Below are 21,197 nucleotides of genomic sequence, written 5' to 3'. Positions count from 1 at the left end.
GGCCTATCCGGCGTTGTTCGGCCAGGCGGGCGGCTCCGGCGCCGGCGCCGCCGGGGGTCTCGGTGGCGCGGGCGGCGCGGGCGGCGCCGGCGGCACCGGCGGGGCCGGATTCAACCCTGGCACCAATGGCGCCATCGGCGGTCAAGGTGCCATCGGCGCCAACGGTCAGCACGGACTGAATGGCTGACTTGGAATCCGGAGTGCGGCCAGGAGCGGCAGCCGTCACCAGTCGCGCAGCGGATCGGTCCACCTCAAGCCGGCGAATCGGGCAAAGTCGGTGTCGCTCGAATGGATCTCGGCGTCGTGTTCGATGCCGTACGCGGCCAGTTGCACGTCGGTGGTCAGGTTGCCGGCGGTGCCGAGTTTTTCAAGCAGCCCCAACGCGATGTCCAGATGGCGCGGGCCCGCGGGGAGCAGGTCCACGTTCGGCTGCGAAAGCCAGTCGCGCACATAGGCGATCGCGTCCGTGGTAGCTAGCGGCGCGGCGAGCACGCGGGCGTTGGTGGCGATCCGGAGGAAGCCGAACAACGCCGGATAGGCCAGCCCGATGCGGGTGGGGCCGTTGACGGCGTCTTGCCACCACGCATGCGCGCGCTTGTGCTGCGGAAAGCCGGTGATGACCGCGTAGAGCAGCAGATTGACGTCAGGGATGATCACGGGTGCGCGCGGTGTCCAGGATCGCCTCGTTCTCCAGCTCGTCGACCAAGCGGTTGTAGCCTGCCAGATCAAATCCAGATCGCAGCGCGGACTCGTGCGGCTTCAACCGATACGGCGCCTGGCGTGCCGGCTGCGGCGCCAAGGCGCTCCGCAACGCGTCGTTGATGACGTGCTTCATGGGGCGGCGTTCGCGATGAACCGCCTCCTCGATCAAGCGGACCACATCGTCGTCGAGCGTCAAGGTGGTACGCATAAAAGTCATCATGATGCCGACGTGTACGCGCGTCAAGATGCTACATACACTCGACCGCTTAAATCAGGCCCAGCTCAGTGACCGCCTTGCGCTCGTCGGCCAGCTCGCCGGTAGACGCGTCGATGCGCCCGCGGGAGAAGTCGTCAATCTCCAAGCCCTGCACGATTGACCAATTGCCGTCCTTGGTGGTCACCGGGAACGAGGAGATCAGGCCCTCGGGCACGCCGTACGAGCCGTCGGAGACCACCGCCATCGACACCCAGTCGCCTTCGGGGGTGCCCAGCAGCCAGTCGCGGGCCGCATCCACAGTCGCCGACGCGGCCGAAGCGGCAGACGATGCGCCGCGCGCTTCGATGATCGCCGCGCCGCGCTTGGCGACGGTCGGGATGAAGTAATCCTCGATCCAGGACTGGTCGCCCACGACCCCGGCGGCGTTCTTGCCGCCGACCTCCGCGTGGAACAGGTCGGGGTACTGGGTCGCCGAGTGGTTGCCCCAGATCGTCATCTTCTTGATGTCGGTGACCGCGGCGCCGGTTTTGGTGGCCAGCTGTGAGATCGCGCGGTTGTGGTCCAGGCGCGTGAGCGCGGTGAACCGCTCCTTCGGAATGTCGGGGGCGTTGGTCATCGCGATCAACGCGTTGGTGTTGGCCGGGTTGCCGGTCACGCCGACGCGGACGTCGTCAGCGGCGACGGAGTTGAGTGCCTTGCCCTGAGCGGTGAAGATCGCGCCGTTGGCCTCGAGCAGGTCGCCGCGCTCCATACCTTTGGTGCGCGGACGGGCGCCGACCAACAGCGCCAGGTTCACGCCGTCGAAGATCTTGTTGGGATCCGCGCCGATTTCCACGCCGGACAGCAGCGGGAACGCGCAGTCGTCGAGTTCCATCACGACACCCTCAAGCGCCTTGAGCGCGGGCTCGATCTCGAGGAGTCGGAGCTCGATCGGGCGGTCAGGGCCCAGCAGCGAGCCGCTGGCCAGACGGAACAACAGGCTGTAGCCGATCTGGCCGGCGGCACCGGTGACGGCGACCTTGAGTGGACTTGCGCTCACGTCGGTTCTGCTCCTTATGGATCCTGGATTGGTTTCCGGTCGAAACTAGCGCACCTCGGCCGCGCCGAAATCGCCGGTCCATTACGCACCGCTGCTGACGGCCACGCTCCGCCCCCCACCGTTCGGCGAGGACGCGTACCATGGACGACCGCCCAGCCAGACCTGCGGTGCGATCGGAGGTAGATGTGTTTCCAGGATTCGACGCATTGCCCGAAGCTCTTAGGCCGATCGCGCGGCCCCGGGTTCACCAACCCCACCAGCACCCCGTCGCCGGCCGCGCCGAGGCCTTGGTCGATTGCGGGGTCTATGTCGACGGTCACCGATTGCCCGGCAAATACCCATATACCGAAGCCCTGGCCAAAGTCCGCGAAGTGGGACAGCCCGCACCGGAGGCGACCGAGCAGCCTGGGCCGGGCTCGTTCGTATGGATCGGCCTACACGAGCCCGACGAGCGCCAAATGCAGGAAGTGGCGGACGTTTTCGGGCTGCACCCGTTGGCGGTCGAGGACGCCGTGCACGCCCATCAGCGGCCCAAGCTGGAGCGATACGACGAGACACTGTTTTTTGTGCTGAAGACCGTCAACTATGTGCCACACGAATCGGTGGTGCTGGCCCGCCAGATCGTCGAAACCGGCGAGATCATGATCTTCGTCGGCAAAGACTTCGTGATCACGGTTCGCCATGGCGAGCATGGCGGGCTCTCCGATGTGCGCAGCAAGATGGATGCCGACCCGGACCACCTGCGGCTAGGTCCATACGCGGTGCTGCACGCCATCTCCGACTACGTGGTGGACCACTACCTCGCGGTGACCACCTTGATGGAGGACGATATCGACAGCATCGAGGAGGTGGCTTTCGCGCCTGGCCGCAAGATTGACGTCGAACCGATCTACCTGCTCAAGCGCGAGGTTGTCGAGCTGCGCCGGTGTGTGGCCCCGCTGTCGGGTGCGTTCGCGCGAATGCAGACCGAAAACAAGGACCTGATCTCGAAAGAAGTACGGCGGTATCTACGCGACGTCGCCGACCACCAGACCGAGGCCGCGGATCAGATTGTCGCCTATGACGACATGCTCAACTCGCTGGTACAGGCGGCGCTGGCGCGTGTCGGCATGCAACAGAACATGGACATGCGCAAGATATCGGCCTGGGCCGGTATCGTCGCGGTGCCCACCATGGTCGCTGGGATCTACGGCATGAACTTCCACTTCATGCCCGAGCTGGACTCAAGGTGGGGCTACCCGACGGTGATCGGCGCAATGATCGTTGTCTGCCTGTTCCTCTACCGCAACTTCCGAAAACGCGGCTGGCTCTAACGCGCGAGCAGACGCTAAATCGCCCTGGAACGCTCGGTCCAGGGCGATTTAGCGTCTGCTCGCGGCTACTACGTGCCGGCGCGCTTGAGCCGGATCCGGGCTGCCTCGGTCGCGGTGATCGGCGTCGCCGACAAGAATCGCACCGCGTCGCGCGGCGGCTGCAGCGGCAAATCCGGAATGTCACTGCGGCCCAACAACACCGCGGTAAACGGCACTTGTTGCCACAGTGGTTCCCCGAGGTCGATCAGTGCATCGGCTGTTAGCACCACACCGTCGACCGCAGGCGTCGCCGCCACTATCGCCAGGCTGCGCGCCAGCCCGGTGGCCGGCCCGGGATTGCGCAGGCTCAGCACAAGTTCGGCCCGCGGGCCACGTTGCGGATCGGCGACGATCTCGGTTGGATCGACCATGGGATGGCGTGAGCAGCCAAGCGACACGTAATGCACCAGCCCTTCTGGCCCGTCCGGTCCGTCCGTCCCGGAACGAAACCGGAGCACCTCAATGGGTTCGGTACCCAGAAATGTCACACTCGCGGCATCGGGCTCGGTCCCGAAATGCCCGCGCAGGTGTGCCCGTACTTGGTCAAGAATCCGGGTCACTGCGCTGCAGGAACTCCGATGGTCAGGTTGGCACCGGACTCGGCATCGAATACCGCCAGCTTGCTAGTGTCGACGGCCAACTCTATCGACTGACCGATAGCCGCCTTCGACTCGTTGGGAACCCTTGCCACGAACTGGTTTTCGTGCGGCTCCCCCTCGGCCTCCAGCTCGTCCAACTGGGTGGCGTGCACAGCCGGACCCGACGTAGTGAAGTACGCGTACTTGTCCGAGCCCAACGATTCGACAAAATCCACCTTGACCTCGAAGGTCAGCGCTTTGATGCGTTGGTAGCCGTCGATCAACGCGGCATCGGCGATGTGCTCGGGCCGGACCCCGACGATCACATTCTGTGGTTTCGGATGCTGCGCGATCGCCTCCTGAACCTCCGGCGCCAGGGTCACCTCACCGAAGGGCAGTGTCAGCCCGATCGACGTCAACGTGGCGGGAAAGAAATTCATCGCCGGAGAGCCAATGAACCCCGCGACAAACAGATTGGCGGGACGTTCGTAAAGCTCAGTGGGAGTGCCGATCTGCTGTGCGACGCCGCCGTGCATCACCACCACTCGGTCGCCCAACGTCATTGCCTCGGTCTGATCATGGGTGACATAGACGGTGGTAGTGCCCAGCCTCTTTTGCAGCCGGGCAATCTCACCGCGCATCTGCACCCGCAGTTTCGCGTCCAGATTGGACAACGGCTCGTCCATCAGAAACGCCTTGGGATGGCGCACAATTGCGCGGCCCATCGCGACCCGCTGTCGCTGTCCACCCGACAGTTGGGATGGCTTACGATCCAGAAGCCCGGTCAGGTCAAGGATTTTGGCAGTTTCCTCGACCTTCTGCGCGATTTCCGCCTTCCTCATCTTCGCCAGGGTCAGCGGAAACGCGATATTCTGCCGCACGGTCATATGCGGGTAAAGCGCGTACGACTGAAACACCATGGCGATGTCGCGGTCCTTGGGCGCCTTCTCGTTCACCCGCTCGCCGCCGATGCGCAACTCGCCCGACGAGATATCCTCAAGTCCGGCAATCATATTCAGCGTCGTGGTTTTGCCGCAGCCAGAAGGCCCTACCAGGATCAGGAATTCGCCGTCGGCAATGGTGATGTTGAGGTCGCGCACCGCGGTGTGACCGTCGGGGTAACTCTTGTTGACATGCTCCAGCACAATCTCGGCCATCGCGCTATCCCTTCACAGCGCCAGAGGTCAGCCCGGCGACAATCCGTCGTTGGAAAATCAGAACAAAGACAATGATCGGGACCGTGATCACGATAGCGCCGGCAGCGATCGATCCGGTTGGCTCCTCGAACTGCGAACTGCCGGTGAAGTTGGCGATCGCCACCGGCGCGGTGATCGCCGCCTTGGTGGCCGTCAACGACAGTGCGAGCAGCAGGTCGTTCCACGCGAAGATGAACACCAGGATCGCCGCCGTCACCAATCCCGGAGCCGCCAGCGGCGCAATCACTTTGCGGAAAGCCTGGCCCGGCGTGGCGCCATCCATCTTGGCCGCCTTTTCCAGATCCCACGGGATCTCCCGGAAGAACGCCGACAGCGTGTAGATGGCAAGCGGCAACGCGAAGGTGATGTACGGCAGGATCAACCCCGGCCAGGTGTCGAACAGGCCGACGGCGCGTTCGATGTTGAACAACGGCGTCACCAACGAGATCGCCGGGAACATGGTGATCAGCAAGGTGACACCGATCAGCAGCCGCTTGCCCGGGAAGTCCAGCCGGGCAATGGCATACGCGGCCATCGCGCCGAGCAGGACCGCAATCACCGTGGTGATCAATCCGATTCCGATGGAGTTGACCAGAGCCGAGCTAAAGAAGTCACCCCGGAAGATGCCACGGTAGTTGTCGAAAGTCACCGACGACGGAATCAGCTTGCCGTCCTTGACCATTGACGTCGGTTTGAGCGACAGGCTGAAAATCCACAGCACCGGAAGCAACGCGTATACCACCACTAAAGTGTCGACGACGGCCCAAAATGCGGCGCGCCGCGCGCCCATAGACTCAGCCGCCATTGGTAGCACCCCCAGGCGCTGATGCCCCGAACAGCTTGATGAAAATGAACGCGATCAGGGCCACGCAGCCGAAGATCAGCACGCTGATCGCCGAACCGAGGCCCACGTTGAAACCCTTGAATAGGTTGTCGTAGCCCAGGATTGACACCGACGCGGTGTTGTTCTCGCCCGCGGTGAGCACGTAGATGTTGTCGAAAATGCGGAAGGCGTCGAGGGTCCTGAATAGCACGGCAACCACGACCGCCGGCTTGATGATCGGCAATATGACCTTCGTCAGCCGGCGCCAGGCGCCCGCGCCGTCCACCTGCGCGGCCTGCAACAAATCCTCGGGGACCAGCGCCAACCCGGCCAGCAGCAGCAGCGACATGAACGGCGTCGTCTTCCAGACCTCGGCGATGACGACGACGGCCAGCGACGGGATCTGCTGGGTCAGCGGCGCTTGCCCAAAGGGCGAGCCGGTCGGCAGCAGGTTGGCCAGGTACCCGGTGCCCGGCGTCCAGGCGTAGTACCAGCTGTAGGACGCGGCCACGGTGACGATGCCGTACGGGATCAGCACGGCGGTGCGGACCAGTCCCTTGCCGATGAGGGTTCGGTGCATCACCAATGCGAGCGAAAGACCCAGCAGGAACTCGAAAGTCACCGAAACCACCGTGATCGCCAGCGTCACCGCAAGCGCCGTCCACCAGTACCGGTCGGACAGGATCGTTTGGTAGTTGCCCAGCCCGATGAACGCGGTGTCGTTGGGGGTGGCCAGGTTATTGCGCTGCAGGCTCAGCCACACCGCGTACCCGATCGGATAGGCCGTCACCGCCAACATCAAGATCGCCGCCGGCGCAACCAGCAGGAACGCCAACCGCCGCTCGGCGCTCATTGCCCCGGCGCGCGTCACGGCAGCAGGCCCTTGCCGTCGATGGCCTTTTGCACCTGCGTGGCGAGTTCGTCGGCCGTGCGTTCCGGATCGATCGCGGTGATGGGGCTCAGCGCCGTCGCGAGCCGGATGGACAACGCCTGGTAGACCGGAGTCGCCGGACGCACCGCGGCATCGGTGAGTTGCTGGCGGATGATGGTGTACATCGGATACGTCGCCTGGAATTGCGGGTCGGAGTACAGCGAAGACCGCACCGCCGGCAAACCCCCCTCGATCGACATGTACTTCTGATTCTGCAGATTCCGCAGGCACCTCACCGCCTCGAACGCTTCTGCTTTGTGACGCGTGGTGCTGGCCACCGCCAGGTTCAGCCCGCCGATCGTCACCTTGGCCGGCCGGCCGGGCAAGACACCCGGATAGGGCGCGAAACCGAACACCTTCTGGCTGGCCTGGTACGCGATGCGGAACTGTTCCTCGGTTGGCTCGAAGGTCCCAACGTTATTCACGCTGCCGGCCAACTCCGGAATCCGGTTGAGCGGCAAGAACGGTACGCCGCCCTTCACCGCATTCTCGAGCATCGACGCCAGTACGAACGGCCAGTTGACCTCCAGCGCGGCCTTACCCTGTTCCACCGCTAACCGGGCGCTGCCCTCGTCGGTGCGGGTTATCGAAGGGTCGGCGCCGGGCGCGGTGGCCACCGACTTCAGGATCTGCAGCGCGCTGACGGTGGCCGCACGGTGCGCCCGGGTATCGGTTAGGGTGACGCGCTTGCCGTCCTCGGAGAGCACCTGGCCGCCGGCGCTAACCAGCAACGTGTTGAACCACACGACCAGACCCTCGCCCTCGTTGGCCTGTACGGCGATCCAGCTGGGCTGACCCGCGGTGTGCAGGCGGCTCGCCTCGGACACCATGCCGGTCCAGTTCGGTGGCGGTTGCTTCACCAAATCTGTTCGGTACCAAAGCAACTGGGTATTCGTGGTAACGGGTGCAGCATATAGACGGTGCTTCCATGTGGCCGTAGCCAGAGGGCCCGGCAGCGTGTCAATGGTGGCGTCGTCCTCGGCTTGCCCGGCGGGGTCCTCCGATAGCGGCAGCGTCCACCCGGCTTCGGCGAACTCGGCGGTCCACACCACGTCCATCGCCATCACGTCCAGGGTGCGGTCGTTGCCAGTCAGCCGTCGAGCCAGTTGCAGCCGCTGTTCATCGGGCGATCTGGGCAGGCTGATCTGCTGGATGGCGAACCGGCCACCGAATTGCTGCGTGCAGCGCTGCGCAATGGCGGTAAAAGTCGTCCCGTCGGTGGCCGGTGTATAGAGACTGATCACCAGCCCGCCACCGCCGGATCCGCACGCCGACACCACCGACGCGGTGCTCAGCGCCGCCAGCACGATCGTGATTAGCTTGCGCGCGCGCCCGATGTGACTCACCAAAGACAAGCACAGTAACACCCAGCCACCCAGGTCAGATCGCCAGACGCGCCAACAGATCCCGTGCCTTCTCCGCGTTTTGCGGATCGCAGAGTACGTCGTAGCGGCCGGCAACCAATTGCATGGTCGAGCTGAAATCCCTGGTACCGCGGGCCATCGCGTACGGGACCGCGGAGGTGATCAGTCCAAAGAACACCCCTGCGACCAAACCCGTGATGAGCGCGGCCCATGGGTTGGGACTGAAGAAGCCGAGCACCAACCCGATAAACAAGCCAAGCCAGGCGCCACTCAGCACGCCGCCGCCCAGCACTTTGGCCCACGTCAGCCGGCCGGTGACGCGCTCCACCTGCATGAGGTCGACGCCCACGATGGTCACCTGCTGAACCGGGAACTGTTGCTCGGAGAGGTAGTCGACCGCACGCTGCGCCTCGGCATACGTGGGATACGACCCAACCGGCCAGCCTTTGGGCGGGGTCGGTAATCCGGGCACACCGTGCCGACCCGACGCCGCCGCGCCGGGGTTTGCACCGGGTACCTGTCCGGGCTGGAATGGGCTAGTCATCGGTCTTTATTCTCCTCTGCCTCAGCCATCGTTTCATGTCCAGGCAAGGTGCGGTACCTCCGCACACCGTCCACGACGCCGGCGAGCAGCCGTTATCTCGCGGATATCCCCTGGCCCGGGCGTTGTTTTTGCGGAGTTTCACGGCCACCCCGCCATCGGCGCATAGGTTAGGTTGAACTCCATGACAGCTCCCGGCGGCTCCTACGACGAGAGTGCGCACGGTGCACCAGAGGGCGCGGCTTGGGCCTCTCCGGCCGGTGAGCAGCCCTACCCGCCCCCGGCGTATCAACCACCCGGCTATCCACCTAGCTATCCCGTCGACCCTGCGGCCGGCTATCCCCCGCCCGGCTACCAGCCGTCATACGGCGGGCCGCAATACGGGGCGCAATACCCTCCGATGCCGCCGCCGTACGGCGGTTTTCCACCTGGTCCACCAGGTCCGCCCGGCTTTGGACCCTCGTATCCGGGCGGGTATTACCCGGACTACCTGGGCGGCTACGGGACCATGCAGACCGGGACCAACGCCCTGGCGATCGCATCGCTGGTCACGTCCATCGTCGGTGTGCTCAGTTGTGGCATCGCCTCGATCGTGGCCATCGTGCTCGGCGCGGTCGCGCTCAACCAGGTCAAGCAGACTCGGGAAGAGGGCTACGGCCTGGCCGTGGCCGGCATCGTGATCAGCGTCGCGACCCTGCTGGTCTTTCTGATCATCGCGTTATTCACCCTTTAGCGAAGCCCGCAGGACCCTGCGCCGGCTGCCAGCCCGCTCACGACTGCCTACGCTCTCAACCATGGGATCGGTCAACCGGGTCTATTTGGCGCGGCTCTCGCGGATGATGGTGCTGGGGCCACTGGGCGAATCCTTCGGGCGTGTCCGTGACGTCGTCATCAGCATCAGCATCGTCCGCCAACAACCGCGCGTCCTGGGACTGGTCGTCGATTTGGCGACCCGCCGCAGCATCTTCATACCGATCCTGCGCGTAGCCGCGATCGAGCCCAAAGCGGTGACACTCAACACCGGCAACGTGTCATTGCGTCACTTCGAGCAGCGCCCGGGCGAGGTGCTGGCGATGGGGCAGGTTCTCGACACTCCCGTGAAGGTCACCGATCCGGACCTGCCCGAACTCGCCGGCGCCGATGTCGTGATCACCGACCTCGGCGTCGAACAAACAAGAACACGCGACTGGGTGGTGACCCGGGTCGCCGTCCGCACCTACCGACGGCTGGGGCGGCGTGGTCCGGTGCACATCGTCGATTGGCAAAACGTGCACGGGTTGACGCCATCCGCCTTGGCAATGCCGGGTCAGGAAGTCGCGCGGCTGCTGGACCAGTTCGAGGGGCGGCGGGCGGTCGACGTAGCCGACGCCATCCGCGGACTTCCGAGCAAGCGCCGCTACGAGGTTTACAAGGCGCTCGACGACGAACGGCTGGCCGACATTCTGCAAGAGTTGCCCGAGGCGGACCAGGCCGAGGTGCTGTCACAACTGGGCACCGAACGGGCGGCGGATGTGCTGGAGGAGATGGATCCCGATGACGCCGCCGACCTGCTGGGCGTGCTGAATCCGACCGACGCGGAGATGCTGCTGACCCAGATGGATCCCGACGATTCCGATCCGGTGCGACGACTGCTGAAGCACTCCCCCGACACCGCGGGCGGATTGATGACCTCCGAACCGGTGGTGCTGACCCCGGACACATCGGTTGCCGAGGCGCTCGCCCGGGTACGCGATCCCGACCTGACGCCCGCACTGTCATCGATGGTGTTCGTGGCACGTCCGCCCACCGACACTCCCACCGGGCACTACCTGGGCTGCGTGCCGCTGCAGCGACTGTTGCGCGAGCCACCCGCCGAGCTGGTTGGCGGACTCGTCGACACCGACCTGCTTACCCTGAACCCGGAGACCCCGCTGGGTGCCGCCACCCGCTACTTCGCCGCCTACAACCTGGTGTGCGGGCCGGTGGTCGACGACGAAAACCACCTGTTAGGAGCGGTGACCGTGGACGACCTGCTCGATCACCTGCTACCCCATGACTGGCGCGTGGACGTGCAGAAGCTGGACCCCGCCGGCAGACCCGCGAGATCAGGAGGATTGCTGTGAGCAGGTCCTCAACGACGCGGGGCCTGTACACCCCCCGGACATCGCGCCCGTTTGCGCCGCGGCTCGATCCCGAGGCCGTCGGGAAGACGACTGAATCCATCGCCCGGTTCTTCGGCACCGGCCGTTACCTGCTGGTGCAGACGCTCTTCGTCTTGACGTGGATCGTGCTGAACGTGTTCGCAGTCCGCCTGCGCTGGGACCCCTACCCATTCATCCTGCTCAACCTGGCTTTCTCCACACAGGCCTCCTATGCCGCCCCGCTGATTCTGCTCGCGCAAAACCGCCAGGAAAACCGCGATCGCGTTGCGTTGGAGGAGGATCGTCGGCGGGCCGCGCAGACCAAGGCCGACACCGAGTACTTGGCCCGCGAGCTGGCCGCGCTGCGGCTGGCCATCGGCGAGGTCGCCACGCGTGACTACCTGCGCCACGAATTGGAGGGCCTGCGCAACCTGCTAGCCGAGCTGCAGCCGGCTTCCCAAACAAAAGCGCCCGAAGCCGGGCGGATCCGGCTGACTGACGGCGCGGAGCGGCGTGCTAAGAAATCCAGGTGAGAACCAACTCCGCCATTGCGCAACTCCTGTAACAAGAGTTATGTATGGTGATCTAGTTCACGAAGCTAAGAAAAAGGTCAGTTTCCGGACAGCTCACATACTGAGGACGGTCGAGTGCGCATAGGCGGACGCTGGGGTGCCCACCCGGCCGTCGCTGCGGTGCGGCGGCGGGCAATTCGCCTGGCGCAGCCGGCATTCGGTGTAGCGGTGATCACCCCTTTAGTGTTCGCCGGAGCGGTCGGCGGCGCGGCTCCCTCATTCCGCGGCAAGACCCCGCCGTTGCGCACCGCAATCACCCCGGTAGCCGCGGTCGCCCCCTCCCCGCACACTGACCTGTCCGGCCCGGTCGTCATCTCCGTCGAGCGTCCACCAACCAGCTTCCACGTCGCCGCCGCTACCACATCGGCCCCGCCACCGCCGATGATCGTGAATTCACCTGGTGCGCTGGGCATTCCGATCATGGCGCTGTCTGCGTATCGGAATGCCGAACAGAAGATGGCAGCAGCCGCTCCGGGCTGCGGCATCAGCTGGAACCTACTGGCGGGCATCGGGCGTATCGAGTCGATGCACGCAAACGGCGGCGCCGTTGATGCACACGGCACCGCTGTCAACCCGATCTACGGACCGGCGCTGGACGGGACATTGCCCGGCAACGAGATCATCATTCAGAGCAACGTCGGCAATCGCGTCACCTACGCCCGCGCGATGGGGCCCATGCAGTTCCTGCCCGGCACTTGGGCGCGATACGCGGTCGACGGCGACGGCGATGGCGTGCCCGACCCACAGAACATATTCGACTCGACGCTGGCAGCCGCCCGGTACTTGTGCAGCGGCGGGCTGAACCTGCGGGACCCGGGCCAGGTCATGGCCGCGATCCTGCGTTACAACAACTCGATGCCCTACGCCCAGAATGTGCTGGGCTGGGCCGCGGCGTACGCGACCGGCGTGGTCCCGGTCGACCTCCCACCAATCACCGGACCGCCGCCGCCGATCGGCGACGCACACCTCGAGCATCCCGAGGGACTCGGGCCCGACTTGCCGCTGAACCAAAACGGCCTCGGGGTCAACGACCCGCTGGGGCAACACATGCCGCTGATCGACTTCGGTCCGCCTCGGCCCCTCCCGCAATATCCCATGCCTCCGATGCCACCCATGTGGCCCTGGCTGCAGCAACCACCCACCCCTGCGCCAGTCGCGCCGCAGCCCGGATGCACCCTGATCTGCATTACCTCGCAGAACCTGCCTGACGCGCCCCCACCCGGAGTCGGCCCGATGCCGGCTGGTGGCATCGTGATTGCACCGCCGGCAGGAGTGCCGCCCGCCGGGGTGCCGCCGGCAGGAGTGCCGCCGGCACCGCCCGCGGGAGTGCCGCCGGTGCCGCCAGCCGGCCCGCCGCAGCCGCCGACGCCCAGCCCTCCGGCACCCGGCGAGCCGGCACTCGCGCCGGTCAGCTGAGCGGCCCGCGGGCCGCCTACACTCGGCGGTGATGTCCGGAACACAACATGATGCCGCCGATCTGACCGGCGCTATCCGCACGGCACTGTCGAAAGTGATCGACCCCGAACTCCGGCGCCCCATCACCGAGCTCGGGATGGTCAAAAGCATCGACATCGGCCACGGCGGCGCCGTGCACGTCGAGATCTATCTGACCATCGCCGGCTGCCCCAAGAAGTCCGAAATCAGCGAACGCGTCACCAACGCGGTCACCGACGTCCCCGGCACCGGAGCCGTAACGGTCAGCCTGGACGTGATGAACGACGAACAGCGCGCCGAGCTGCGCAAGCAGTTGCGCGGTGATGCACGTGAGCCGGTGATCCCCTTCGCCCAGCCCAGCTCTCTGACCCGGGTCTATGCGGTCGCTTCCGGCAAGGGCGGAGTCGGCAAATCCACCGTCACGGTCAATCTGGCCGCGGCGATGGCCGCCCGCGGCCTGTCCGTCGGCGTGCTGGATGCCGATATTCATGGCCACTCCATCCCCCGGATGATGGGCACCACTGACCGCCCCACCCAGGTTGAGTCGATGATCCTGCCGCCCATCGCCCACGAGGTGAAGGTCATTTCGATCGCCCAGTTCACCCAGGGCAACACGCCGGTGGTCTGGCGCGGCCCGATGCTGCACCGGGCACTACAACAGTTTTTGGCCGACGTCTATTGGGGCGATCTGGATGTGCTGCTGCTCGACCTGCCACCCGGCACCGGCGACATCGCCATCTCGGTGGCTCAACTGATCCCCAACGCCGAGATCCTGGTGGTGACCACGCCACAGCTGGCCGCCGCCGAGGTCGCCGAACGTGCCGGCAGCATCGCACTGCAGACCCGCCAGCGCATCGTGGGCGTGGTGGAAAACATGTCTGGGCTGATGTTGCCGGACGGTACGACAATGCAGGTATTCGGCGAAGGCGGCGGTCAGCAGGTCGCCGAGCGACTGTCGCGTGCGGTCGGAGCCGACGTACCGCTACTGGGTCAGATCCCGTTGGATCCCGCATTGGTGTCCGCCGGTGATTCGGGCACACCCCTGGTGTTGACCGCGCCCGACTCGGCGGTGGGCAAAGAACTGCTCAACATCGCCGACAGCCTGTCCTCGCGGCGGCGCGAGCTGGCCGGCATGTCACTCGGGCTCGACCCGACTCCGAAATAGTCTCGTCGCGAGCGTAACGTGGCTGCGATTTCGGGCCGCAGATTTCGCAGTGTGGTTACGCTCGCGGGATCGGCTACGTTGCGTCGGTGTCGAACGGAGTGTGGTCGCCGGGCCGTGGCTCGGCTGGCTCGGCCGGCGGTGCCGGCGTTCCGCTCACCGGCTGGTCGAAATTCCCCGTAAACAGGGAGTCGTCGCCGTCGAGGAGGTGCTTGGTCAGCGCCGCGCGCGGTGTCATGCCCCGAAGTTTCTGCAACTCGCCGAGGTGTCCACGGATGTCGTCGAATTCGGGTCCCATGTCCTCGCGCAGCTGGTTGGTAACACCGCTGAGGTAGTCGCGCGCCTGCCGCAGTGCACTCGCCGACCAGCGAATGGCGCCTGGGAGCCGCTCCGGGCCAAGCACCACCAGCCCGACCACTACGAGTACGAGCATTTCCCCCCAGCCGATATTGGCAAACATTAGGTCGGATGGTGATGACCCGCTGCGCCCGGCTGCGCCGCGCTTGCGATCATCACGGTCGGATGGTGATGACCCGCTGCGCCCGGCTGCGCCGCGCTTGCGATCATCACGGTCGGATGGTGATGACCCGCTGCGCCCGGCTGCGCCGCGCTTGCGATCATCACGAGCTGGTATCGGGGTCAGGTTTCACCGTCAGCGTGACGTTCCGACCGTCGCGGACCACCTCTATCGGGGCGTCCTGACCGATGGTCAGCTGGCGCACGGCGACGACGAACTCGTCGGAGTCGGCGACCTTGCGGTTACCGACCTTGACTATCACGTCGTTTTCCAGGATGCCGCCCTTCTGCGCAGGGCTTCCCGCCTTCACATTGGCAACCTGAGCGCCCGATGCGATCGCGTTGCTCACCGACCGGGTGCTGATACCGATTGTCGGGTGCACGATCTTGCCGTCTTTGATCAGGGTTTGCGCGACGAATTTCATCTCGTTGACCGGGATCGCAAAGCCCAGCCCGCTCGCACTGTCCGACAGCGACTTGCCGGCGGTGTTGATGCCGATCACCTGCGAATCCATGTCGATGAGCGGACCGCCGGAGTTGCCGTGGTTGATCGAGGCGTCGGTCTGCAGGGCGTCGATGACGGTATCGGTATCGGAGCCCTCCCCCGACAACGGGACGGGCCGATGCAGCGCGCTGATGATGCCGTGGGTGACCGTGCTGCGCAATCCCAGCGGCGCACCCGCGGCGAGGACCTCGTCGCCGACGCGCACCTTGCCGGAATCACCGAGCCGGGCAACCGTCAGATTGTCGACATTGTCGACCTTGAGGACGGCCAGGTCCGTCTTGGGATCGCGGCCCACCAGGTTGGCCGGCACTTCTTTGCCGTCGTTGAACACCACCGTCGTCTTGAACCGGCTGGGACTGTTGGCCGCTTCGGAAATCACGTGGTTGTTGGTGACGATGTAGCCGCGGCCGTCAATGATGACGCCGGAACCCTGCATGCCTTCCTGGTCGCTTTTCGATTCGATGGTCACCACCGCGTCGGCAATCGCGGCCGCAACCTTGGTGAATCGGCCAGCCGGCTCTTCGGCATTGCCGCTGGTCGACAACGTCACCTTCGATGTGGTGAACGCCTCGACCACTTCGGCCGTCTTGCGACCGATCACACCGCCGATCACGCCGATCACCAACGCGATCAACACCAGGATGGTCAACGCGAGGTAGGACACCTTGCCGCCGAACAACACGTCGCGCACGCCGAGCTTGCCGCCGTAGCCCAGTGCGCCGCGCGGAATCGGCGGAGCTACCGCCGGCCCCCCCAGGGCGGCCGCGGCGCCGGGATCACGCCACGGGTCCTCTTGCTCGTCGAGCGGCCCGCCATCTTTCTCGGCGGCCAGCGCGCCAGCATCGATCGGGTGACGCTGCAACGACTCGGCACCGCTGTAGGGACGACTGAATGCCTCCTCCAGCACCGGGTCGGCCGGTTGATCGTGTGGCCTGAACTCGGCCTGTTCCCGATACTTCTGCGGACGAACCCGCTCTGCCACAAAGGATCCATGGAGCCCGGAGGGACGCCCGAACGCTTGACGCGATGCGGGGTCGACCGGCGGACGAGCGATGGGCCGCGGCGCCAGGCGGGGCCCGTCAGGGCCATGAGGGGCGTCGTCTTGGCCGCTGTTATTGCCTTGGTCGGAGGTCATTCATCCTCTTCTGAGCGTTCGAGACAAGAAGCCGGTACACGCGCCATGCGGGCACGGCGATGTTCGTGTCCACCCTACTAGCGGCGCTTTCGCTGGTCGCGGACGTCGCCGTCGGCAAAGCCGTCGGATAACGGCGCCGGGTCGTCGATCCGGTGATGCGGAATCTCAGACAGCTGTCCGAGCAGCGTGCTGGGGATGCGGATCGGTCGGGAGTCGCGCAGTGCGGCGCGCGCCCGGCTCTGGTCGTCCACTTCGGCCGCGCATTGGGGGCACAGCGAGAGGTGGTGCGCGGCCCGCAAGTGTGCGTTCATGCGCAGCTCACCATCCACGAACGCCGCAATGGCCTCGATGGAGAGGTGCTCGGTAGACCGGAATCGACGCGGCGCGCCAACCGGCGCATCGCTCTGGGAGGCGAATTGTGCAGGAAGCCAGGAGAACGCGCGCCGGAACACATGTCCCACATGTTCTGGGCCGGCCATCACCAGCTCCTTCCCTAGCCCTGTTCAGCCATCGGTATTTCGAATGTAGCGCGGCGCGGTCCCTGATCACCATCATCCGACGACAAAACCCCAGGATTTGGGACCAGTCGGCAATCAAGCAGTGGCCAAACCGATGGCTCGGGCACTAAGCGAATCGCTTAGCTGGCCGAGGGGTGCAGCTCGCCTTGTTCGTGATGCGCGGCCAGGTAATCCCGCAGCGCCTGGCGGCCCCGGTGGATGCGACTGCGTACCGTGCCGAGCTTCACGCCCAGGGTGGCACCGATCTCCTCGTAGGACAGACCTTCGATATCGCACAGCACAACCGCGGCACGAAACTCAGGGGGCAGGGAATCCAGCGCTGCCTGCAGGTCCGGCCCAAGCCGTGAGTCGTGATAGATCTGCTCCGGATTGGGCTCGTCGGCTGGTACCCGGTCGTAGTCGTCGGGCAACGCCTCCATCCGGATGCGGGCCCGCCGGCGGACCATGTCGAGAAACAGGTTCGTGGTGATGCGGTGCAGCCAGCCCTCGAAGGTGCCGGGCTGGTAGTTCTGAACGGACCGGAAAACCCTGATGAAGGTCTCCTGCGTCAGGTCCTCGGCGTCCTGCGGATTGCCGGAAAGCCGATAAGCCAACCGGTACACCCGATCAGCATGCTGACGCACCAGCTCATCCCAGGAAGGCATGGTGGCCTTGTCCCCGGTCGCGTCGAATACCGCAGTGCCGCATAGCGTGTCGGACTGCTCCACCCACTCATCGTCGCGGACCTGTCGGGGATGCGACATGGTGGTCGTGCTCAAGGTGGTGATAATCAGGTCCTCCGGGTTTCCCTTGTCATCAGGGGTTGGCGATTCTTCACGGCGGGCAACGCGAGGTTGCCATTCCGTATTCCCGCGTTCTCCGCGTTCCATACCGATACCGTCGCGTACCGGCGTATGCGCGGTATATGAGCAATCTGAGCTTTAGCTGAGAAACCGTTTCGTTACCTGCGTTATCCAGCGCTTATCGACCGCCGAGTGATTTTTGTCCTGGTGGCCGGCCGGGCGTGTCTAGCGCGCCTGTCCGACTGCGTCGCGAGTCCGGCATACGCTGCGGTCATGGACGGTACCAATAACACTTCCGGCCAGGAGACCCGCAGTCGGGCTCCCAGTCAGGCAGAGGCACTGTTCGCCCACGCAGAGGAATCGATATCGGAAGATGCGATCCTGGCAAGCGCCCGCGAGCGGGCCATTGACATCGGAGCGGGGGCAGTGACACCGGCCGTAGGTGCCCTGCTGAGCCTGCTGACCAAGCTCAGCGGCGGCAAGGCCGTCGCCGAGGTGGGCACCGGTGCGGGTGTCAGCGGCCTATGGCTGCTATCGGGCATGAGCGACGACGGCGTCTTGACCACGATCGACATCGAGCCCGAGTATCTGCGGCTTGCCAAGCAGGCGTTCTCCGAGGCCGGCGTCGGGCCGTCGCGCACCAGACTGATCAGCGGGCGGGCCCAAGAGGTGCTCACCCGGCTCGCCGACGAATCGTATGACCTGGTGTTCATCGATGCCGACCCGATCGACCAGCCGGAATACGTGGTTCAGGGTGTTCGACTGCTGCGGTCCGGCGGAGTCATAGTCGTGCACCGGGCGGCGCTGGGCGGGCGGGCCGGTGATCCCGCGGCGCGCGACGCGGAGGTGATTGCGGTCCGCGAGGCGGCCCGGCTGATCGCCGAGGACGAGCAGCTCACCCCGGCTTTGGTGCCGTTGGGCGACGGCGTTCTGGCCGCGGTTCGCGAGTAATTGGGCGAGCAGACGCAAAATCGCTCTGGAACGCTCGGTCCAGGGCGATTTTGCGTCTGCTCGGCGGAGTTCGCGACTCAGTGATCGAACTCCTGGACGACCTTCGCCAGTTCTGCGCGAGTAGCGATTCCTGCCTTGAAGGTGGCGCGGTAGATGTGCCCTTCGACCGTGCGGACAGATAGCGACAGAACCTCGGCGATCTCCCGGTTGGTGAGGCCCCTCGACACCAGAAGTGCGATCTCACGTTGCCGGTGGCTGAACGGAAAAGCAATTTTGGCCCCCGCAAGCGCCGGACTGGTCGCGCGGCCACAACGTTTAGCCAGGCTCTCGGCGCGGGCGCCGGCCGTCAGGGCGCTGCCGCGCCGGTCGGCCACCCGATACGCCGACGACGCATGGGCGGCCGCGTCCGCGGCGGCAAGGAGATCGCCCATCGCCTCGAAATCCTCGGCCACGGCTTCGAGTTCCGCCGCGGCGTCGTCGGCCAGCGCTTTCGCGTAGCGCGCGGCGATCGGCGCGCGCGGCCCCTCGACCAGGGTGGCCAACTCGGCCAGTCGCTCCGCGACCGTGGCATCGCAGAACTGAACCGAGGTCTGCAGGCAGAGAACTTCAGTGGCCAGCTGGCCGTGCCGGCGTGCGAAGGTTGCGGCCTGCGCGGAAATGTCGCGTGCGCGTTCGATCTGCCCCTGCGCCGCAGCGACCCAGGCCTGGGCCAACAGGTAGATGGCTTCGACGTACAGCAGATGGGGGCGGCGGACATCGGCGGCCCGCTCGAGTGCCTGTACCGCGTCCTCGACATTTCCCGATCGCGCCAGCGCGGTGGTGTAGTGCACCTGGTACCGATACGTGTGGCCCGTGATCACCCCAAACTGCCCCAACTCGACCTGGCCGGGATGCAGGCGACGCCGTGCCACCGCGAGGTCGCCCGCGGCCAGGGCCACCAGACCGATGGTGGCCGAGCAGAGCGTACGCGCAACCGGCGCCGACCTGGCGCAGCGCCGGTACGCATGCTGAGCCACCTCGGCGGCACCGGCAATGTCTCCAGCGAGAACCAGTACATGGGTCTGCAGCTTGGCGAGATTGGCCACCATGAACGCATCGGGCTGGTCGTCGAAAACTCTCCAGCCCCGTGCCGCCTCCTGGCGCAGCTTGCTGAGCTGCCCGCGCTCCCCATGGGCGAGGGTTCGTATCCCAAGGCAGACGACGGCACCGAAGCTGTCGAATTGATCAGGATCGACGAGCTGTAGGGCATCGATAGCGCCAACCGGGTCGGCGGCGAAACCCAGGTGGAAACCGCGCAACAAATTGAGTTCCTGCGCGCGCATACCCGTCGAACCCTTCTGTGCCCCCTCGATCAGGCGGAGCGCTTCGTCCGGTTGAGCGAACCCAAACTGCAGGTTCATCACCATCAGATTGAATTCGTTGAGGAAATCGTTGCCGCGCAGTTCATCCGGGCGAATGCGGCTCAGCTCGGCGTGGGCCTCACTACTCCTGCCGAGAAGAAACAGACAGTAGGCGTGCTGGAGTTTCGGCCCAACGCCGCCACCGGCGTCGACGGCGGCACGCGCGCAACGTTCGGCGAACTCGATGTCGAGTAGCGCGAGGGCGCTCTCCGCCGCATCCTTCAAGATGCCGGCGTCGGGCGGCAGGTCCGATTCGAGCCAGAGCAACCCCAGCTGGGCGGGATCAACCGGGGCTGTGTTGTGTGGGCTGGCCATCGCTGTGGCAAGGCGACCGCGCAGACGACTCTGCCGCAGCCGACCGCACTGAGCCAGCCTGATAGCGGAATACAGCGGGTGCGCGACCCGGATGACGTCAGGCGTTGACTCATCGGCGCGGATCAGTCCGAGCCGCTCCGCCTCCGCCGACGCCTCAAGGTCGGCGAGCGAATTGAGCAAGGATCGACCAATCGATCCGGCGACCGCGACCAGATCGACGACCTCCTGCACGGATTCGGCAAGAGCACCGAATTGCATCTGCACCACGTCACGCAGGGACGGTGACACCGTCGGAGCCGCACGCAGGCTCCACATGCCGTCGTCCTCGACAAGATTTCCAGCGGCACGTTCCTCGCCGATGATTTGGGTCAGGTAGGCGGGGTTACCGCGTGTCAACTCCCAAAGCTGTTCGGCACAATCGCCGCTAACCTGTCCGAGCAATGCGCTGCGAAGTAGATCCTCGCTTTCGGACTGTGATAGTGGCGGCAAGTCGACGCGGTGAAGGATCCCTTCTTTCCACGGCTTCATTACCGCGTCGGGCGCGAGGGCGCCGCTGCGGGCTGTGATGAGTACTTTGACCCTCGGACGCTGCAGGACGCTATACACGACGAAGGCCGACAGGTTGTCGAGCAGATGCGCATCGTCGATGCTGATCAGGATCCGGCCGGACGCGCCGGCGTCAGTCATGGTCGCAACCACGTGGTGGGCAGCGTTGTGCGGGTCCTCATGGCTCCCGCTTGACCATTTGGTGAAAGCGCCCAACTCGATTGACTGCGCGGTGACGCTAGCGGTGACACGGTGCACAAGCCAGCCCAGTGCCTCAGCTGCTGCGGCTGCTTCCTCGGCAAGCCGCGTTTTGCCAACCCCCGCATCACCGACCATTAGCACGCCTCGACAGTCGTCCGCACCGAGTGCGTCGGCAATCACCCGCAGTTCCTTGCCCCGACCGATTAAGGGGCAACGGTCCGTCACATGACGACTGTAGGTTCTAGCGTCAGTCCATACCTGCCGTTCGGGCAATATTTCCGTGTATTTCGTATGCCA

Annotated in this window: 21 protein-coding genes and 1 pseudogene; 8 read left to right on the top strand and 14 right to left on the bottom strand. The window is 65.4% G+C overall.

What is annotated here, in order from left to right; translation table 11 throughout:
* On the top strand, nt 1-187 hold a 187-nt coding region (locus MSIMFI_RS28140), incomplete at its 5' end, for a hypothetical protein (RefSeq protein WP_263597380.1).
* Between the two features lie 35 nt (nt 188-222).
* Here MSIMFI_RS28140 and MSIMFI_RS13860 read toward each other — a convergent pair.
* From MSIMFI_RS13860 to MSIMFI_RS13850, 3 genes are read right to left on the bottom strand one after another with little or no spacing between them, the layout of a single operon-like run.
* Nucleotides 223-657 carry a type II toxin-antitoxin system VapC family toxin gene (locus tag MSIMFI_RS13860; protein ID WP_191497627.1) on the bottom strand — a complete coding sequence of 145 codons (435 nt, stop codon included), beginning with the start codon at nt 655-657 and terminating at the stop codon, nt 223-225.
* Complete coding sequence (locus tag MSIMFI_RS13855) at nt 644-910, bottom strand: antitoxin (protein WP_191497626.1); 267 nt, start codon at nt 908-910, stop codon at nt 644-646. Before MSIMFI_RS13855 ends, MSIMFI_RS13860 begins: the two co-directional genes overlap by 14 nt.
* 58 nt (nt 911-968) lie before the next feature.
* Complete coding sequence (locus MSIMFI_RS13850) at nt 969-1,958, bottom strand: malate dehydrogenase (RefSeq protein WP_191497625.1); 990 nt, start codon at nt 1,956-1,958, stop codon at nt 969-971.
* A gap of 185 nt (nt 1,959-2,143) precedes the next feature.
* On the opposite strand from MSIMFI_RS13850, the gene corA reads away from it, so the two are divergent.
* Nucleotides 2,144-3,271 carry a magnesium/cobalt transporter CorA gene (gene corA / locus MSIMFI_RS13845; RefSeq protein ID WP_191498190.1) on the top strand — a complete coding sequence of 376 codons (1,128 nt, stop codon included), beginning with the start codon at nt 2,144-2,146 and terminating at the stop codon, nt 3,269-3,271.
* 77 nt (nt 3,272-3,348) lie between these two features.
* Here the strand turns inward: corA and MSIMFI_RS13840 are convergent.
* The 6 genes and pseudogenes from MSIMFI_RS13840 to MSIMFI_RS13815 form a co-directional block, all read right to left on the bottom strand.
* A pseudogene (locus MSIMFI_RS13840) lies at nt 3,349-3,870 on the bottom strand (suppressor of fused domain protein); the annotation flags it as partial.
* The gene (locus MSIMFI_RS13835) at nt 3,867-5,045 is read right to left on the bottom strand and encodes an ABC transporter ATP-binding protein (protein WP_191497623.1); all 1,179 of its coding nucleotides are present in this window, start codon (nt 5,043-5,045) and stop codon (nt 3,867-3,869) included. The pseudogene MSIMFI_RS13840 and the gene MSIMFI_RS13835, both read right to left, overlap by 4 nt.
* Nucleotides 5,046-5,049: 4 nt before the next feature.
* A complete protein-coding gene (locus tag MSIMFI_RS13830) occupies nt 5,050-5,874 on the bottom strand; it encodes a carbohydrate ABC transporter permease (RefSeq protein WP_191498188.1) in 825 nt (274 codons plus the stop codon).
* Nucleotides 5,875-5,878: 4 nt separating this feature from the next.
* Nucleotides 5,879-6,760, bottom strand: a complete 882-nt coding sequence (locus tag MSIMFI_RS13825) for a carbohydrate ABC transporter permease (protein WP_191498189.1) — start codon at nt 6,758-6,760, stop codon at nt 5,879-5,881.
* Nucleotides 6,761-6,774: 14 nt separating this feature from the next.
* Entirely contained in the window at nt 6,775-8,187 is a 1,413-nt protein-coding gene (locus MSIMFI_RS13820) for an extracellular solute-binding protein (RefSeq protein WP_191497622.1), read from the bottom strand.
* A 31-nt stretch (nt 8,188-8,218) separates the two neighbouring features.
* On the bottom strand, nt 8,219-8,746 hold the full coding sequence (locus MSIMFI_RS13815; protein WP_186244208.1) for a general stress protein: 528 nt from the start codon (nt 8,744-8,746) through the stop codon (nt 8,219-8,221).
* Between the two features lie 181 nt (nt 8,747-8,927).
* On the opposite strand from MSIMFI_RS13815, the gene MSIMFI_RS13810 reads away from it, so the two are divergent.
* The 5 genes from MSIMFI_RS13810 to MSIMFI_RS13790 all read left to right on the top strand — a co-directional run bounded on the left by MSIMFI_RS13810 (nt 8,928) and on the right by MSIMFI_RS13790 (nt 14,034).
* Nucleotides 8,928-9,476, top strand: coding sequence for a DUF4190 domain-containing protein (locus MSIMFI_RS13810; protein WP_191497621.1), 549 nt, complete (start codon nt 8,928-8,930; stop codon nt 9,474-9,476).
* A 61-nt stretch (nt 9,477-9,537) separates the two neighbouring features.
* The gene (locus MSIMFI_RS13805; RefSeq protein WP_191497620.1) at nt 9,538-10,845 is read left to right on the top strand and encodes a magnesium transporter MgtE N-terminal domain-containing protein; all 1,308 of its coding nucleotides are present in this window, start codon (nt 9,538-9,540) and stop codon (nt 10,843-10,845) included.
* Nucleotides 10,842-11,396 (top strand): DUF1003 domain-containing protein, encoded by a 555-nt coding sequence (locus tag MSIMFI_RS13800; protein WP_191497619.1) that lies wholly within the window; start codon nt 10,842-10,844, stop codon nt 11,394-11,396. The genes MSIMFI_RS13805 and MSIMFI_RS13800 overlap by 4 nt, the downstream gene beginning before the upstream one ends.
* A 114-nt stretch (nt 11,397-11,510) precedes the next feature.
* Entirely contained in the window at nt 11,511-12,851 is a 1,341-nt protein-coding gene (locus tag MSIMFI_RS13795; RefSeq protein WP_191497618.1) for a lytic transglycosylase domain-containing protein, read from the top strand.
* Nucleotides 12,852-12,882: 31 nt separating this feature from the next.
* Nucleotides 12,883-14,034: an Mrp/NBP35 family ATP-binding protein gene (locus MSIMFI_RS13790; protein WP_191497617.1), complete on the top strand. Its 1,152-nt coding sequence runs from the start codon at nt 12,883-12,885 to the stop codon at nt 14,032-14,034.
* 73 nt (nt 14,035-14,107) lie between these two features.
* Here MSIMFI_RS13790 and tatB read toward each other — a convergent pair whose 3' ends face one another.
* The 4 genes from tatB to sigE all read right to left on the bottom strand — a co-directional run bounded on the left by tatB (nt 14,108) and on the right by sigE (nt 17,574).
* On the bottom strand, nt 14,108-14,491 hold the full coding sequence (gene tatB / locus MSIMFI_RS13785; protein WP_191497616.1) for a Sec-independent protein translocase protein TatB: 384 nt from the start codon (nt 14,489-14,491) through the stop codon (nt 14,108-14,110).
* Nucleotides 14,492-14,651: 160 nt separating this feature from the next.
* Complete coding sequence (htrA, locus tag MSIMFI_RS13775) at nt 14,652-16,187, bottom strand: serine protease HtrA (RefSeq protein WP_191497615.1); 1,536 nt, start codon at nt 16,185-16,187, stop codon at nt 14,652-14,654.
* A 77-nt stretch (nt 16,188-16,264) separates the two neighbouring features.
* Complete coding sequence (rseA, locus tag MSIMFI_RS13770; RefSeq protein WP_186244216.1) at nt 16,265-16,666, bottom strand: anti-sigma E factor RseA; 402 nt, start codon at nt 16,664-16,666, stop codon at nt 16,265-16,267.
* Between the two features lie 158 nt (nt 16,667-16,824).
* Nucleotides 16,825-17,574 carry an RNA polymerase sigma factor SigE gene (sigE, locus tag MSIMFI_RS13765; protein WP_396819959.1) on the bottom strand — a complete coding sequence of 250 codons (750 nt, stop codon included), beginning with the start codon at nt 17,572-17,574 and terminating at the stop codon, nt 16,825-16,827.
* A 186-nt stretch (nt 17,575-17,760) separates the two neighbouring features.
* Between sigE and MSIMFI_RS13760 the strand changes: the two genes are divergently transcribed.
* Nucleotides 17,761-18,438: an O-methyltransferase gene (locus MSIMFI_RS13760; RefSeq protein WP_191497614.1), complete on the top strand. Its 678-nt coding sequence runs from the start codon at nt 17,761-17,763 to the stop codon at nt 18,436-18,438.
* 77 nt (nt 18,439-18,515) lie between these two features.
* Here MSIMFI_RS13760 and MSIMFI_RS13755 read toward each other — a convergent pair whose 3' ends face one another.
* On the bottom strand, nt 18,516-21,125 hold the full coding sequence (locus MSIMFI_RS13755; protein ID WP_191497613.1) for a LuxR C-terminal-related transcriptional regulator: 2,610 nt from the start codon (nt 21,123-21,125) through the stop codon (nt 18,516-18,518).
* Nucleotides 21,126-21,197 lie beyond the last annotated feature (72 nt).

It is taken from the genome of Mycobacterium simulans (assembly GCF_900232995.1).
Lineage (GTDB): Bacteria > Actinomycetota > Actinomycetes > Mycobacteriales > Mycobacteriaceae > Mycobacterium > Mycobacterium simulans.
This window is presented reverse-complemented; position numbering and strand designations above follow the sequence as displayed.

What these genes read in the sequence shown, in the direction of transcription:
- MSIMFI_RS13835 (WP_191497623.1), bottom strand. Translation starts at nt 5,045, where the DNA reads ATGGCCGAGATTGTGCTGGAGCATGTCAACAAGAGTTACCCCGACGGT.
- MSIMFI_RS13805 (WP_191497620.1), top strand. Translation starts at nt 9,538, where the DNA reads ATGGGATCGGTCAACCGGGTCTATTTGGCGCGGCTCTCGCGGATGATG.
- tatB (WP_191497616.1), bottom strand. Translation starts at nt 14,491, where the DNA reads ATGTTTGCCAATATCGGCTGGGGGGAAATGCTCGTACTCGTAGTGGTC.
- htrA (WP_191497615.1), bottom strand. Translation starts at nt 16,187, where the DNA reads ATGACCTCCGACCAAGGCAATAACAGCGGCCAAGACGACGCCCCTCAT.
- MSIMFI_RS13815 (WP_186244208.1), bottom strand. Translation starts at nt 8,746, where the DNA reads ATGACTAGCCCATTCCAGCCCGGACAGGTACCCGGTGCAAACCCCGGC.
- sigE (WP_396819959.1), bottom strand. Translation starts at nt 17,574, where the DNA reads ATGGAACGCGGAGAACGCGGGAATACGGAATGGCAACCTCGCGTTGCC.
- MSIMFI_RS13810 (WP_191497621.1), top strand. Translation starts at nt 8,928, where the DNA reads ATGACAGCTCCCGGCGGCTCCTACGACGAGAGTGCGCACGGTGCACCA.
- MSIMFI_RS13855 (WP_191497626.1), bottom strand. Translation starts at nt 910, where the DNA reads ATGCGTACCACCTTGACGCTCGACGACGATGTGGTCCGCTTGATCGAG.
- MSIMFI_RS13790 (WP_191497617.1), top strand. Translation starts at nt 12,883, where the DNA reads ATGTCCGGAACACAACATGATGCCGCCGATCTGACCGGCGCTATCCGC.
- rseA (WP_186244216.1), bottom strand. Translation starts at nt 16,666, where the DNA reads ATGGCCGGCCCAGAACATGTGGGACATGTGTTCCGGCGCGCGTTCTCC.
- MSIMFI_RS13825 (WP_191498189.1), bottom strand. Translation starts at nt 6,760, where the DNA reads ATGAGCGCCGAGCGGCGGTTGGCGTTCCTGCTGGTTGCGCCGGCGGCG.
- MSIMFI_RS13830 (WP_191498188.1), bottom strand. Translation starts at nt 5,874, where the DNA reads ATGGGCGCGCGGCGCGCCGCATTTTGGGCCGTCGTCGACACTTTAGTG.
- MSIMFI_RS13760 (WP_191497614.1), top strand. Translation starts at nt 17,761, where the DNA reads ATGGACGGTACCAATAACACTTCCGGCCAGGAGACCCGCAGTCGGGCT.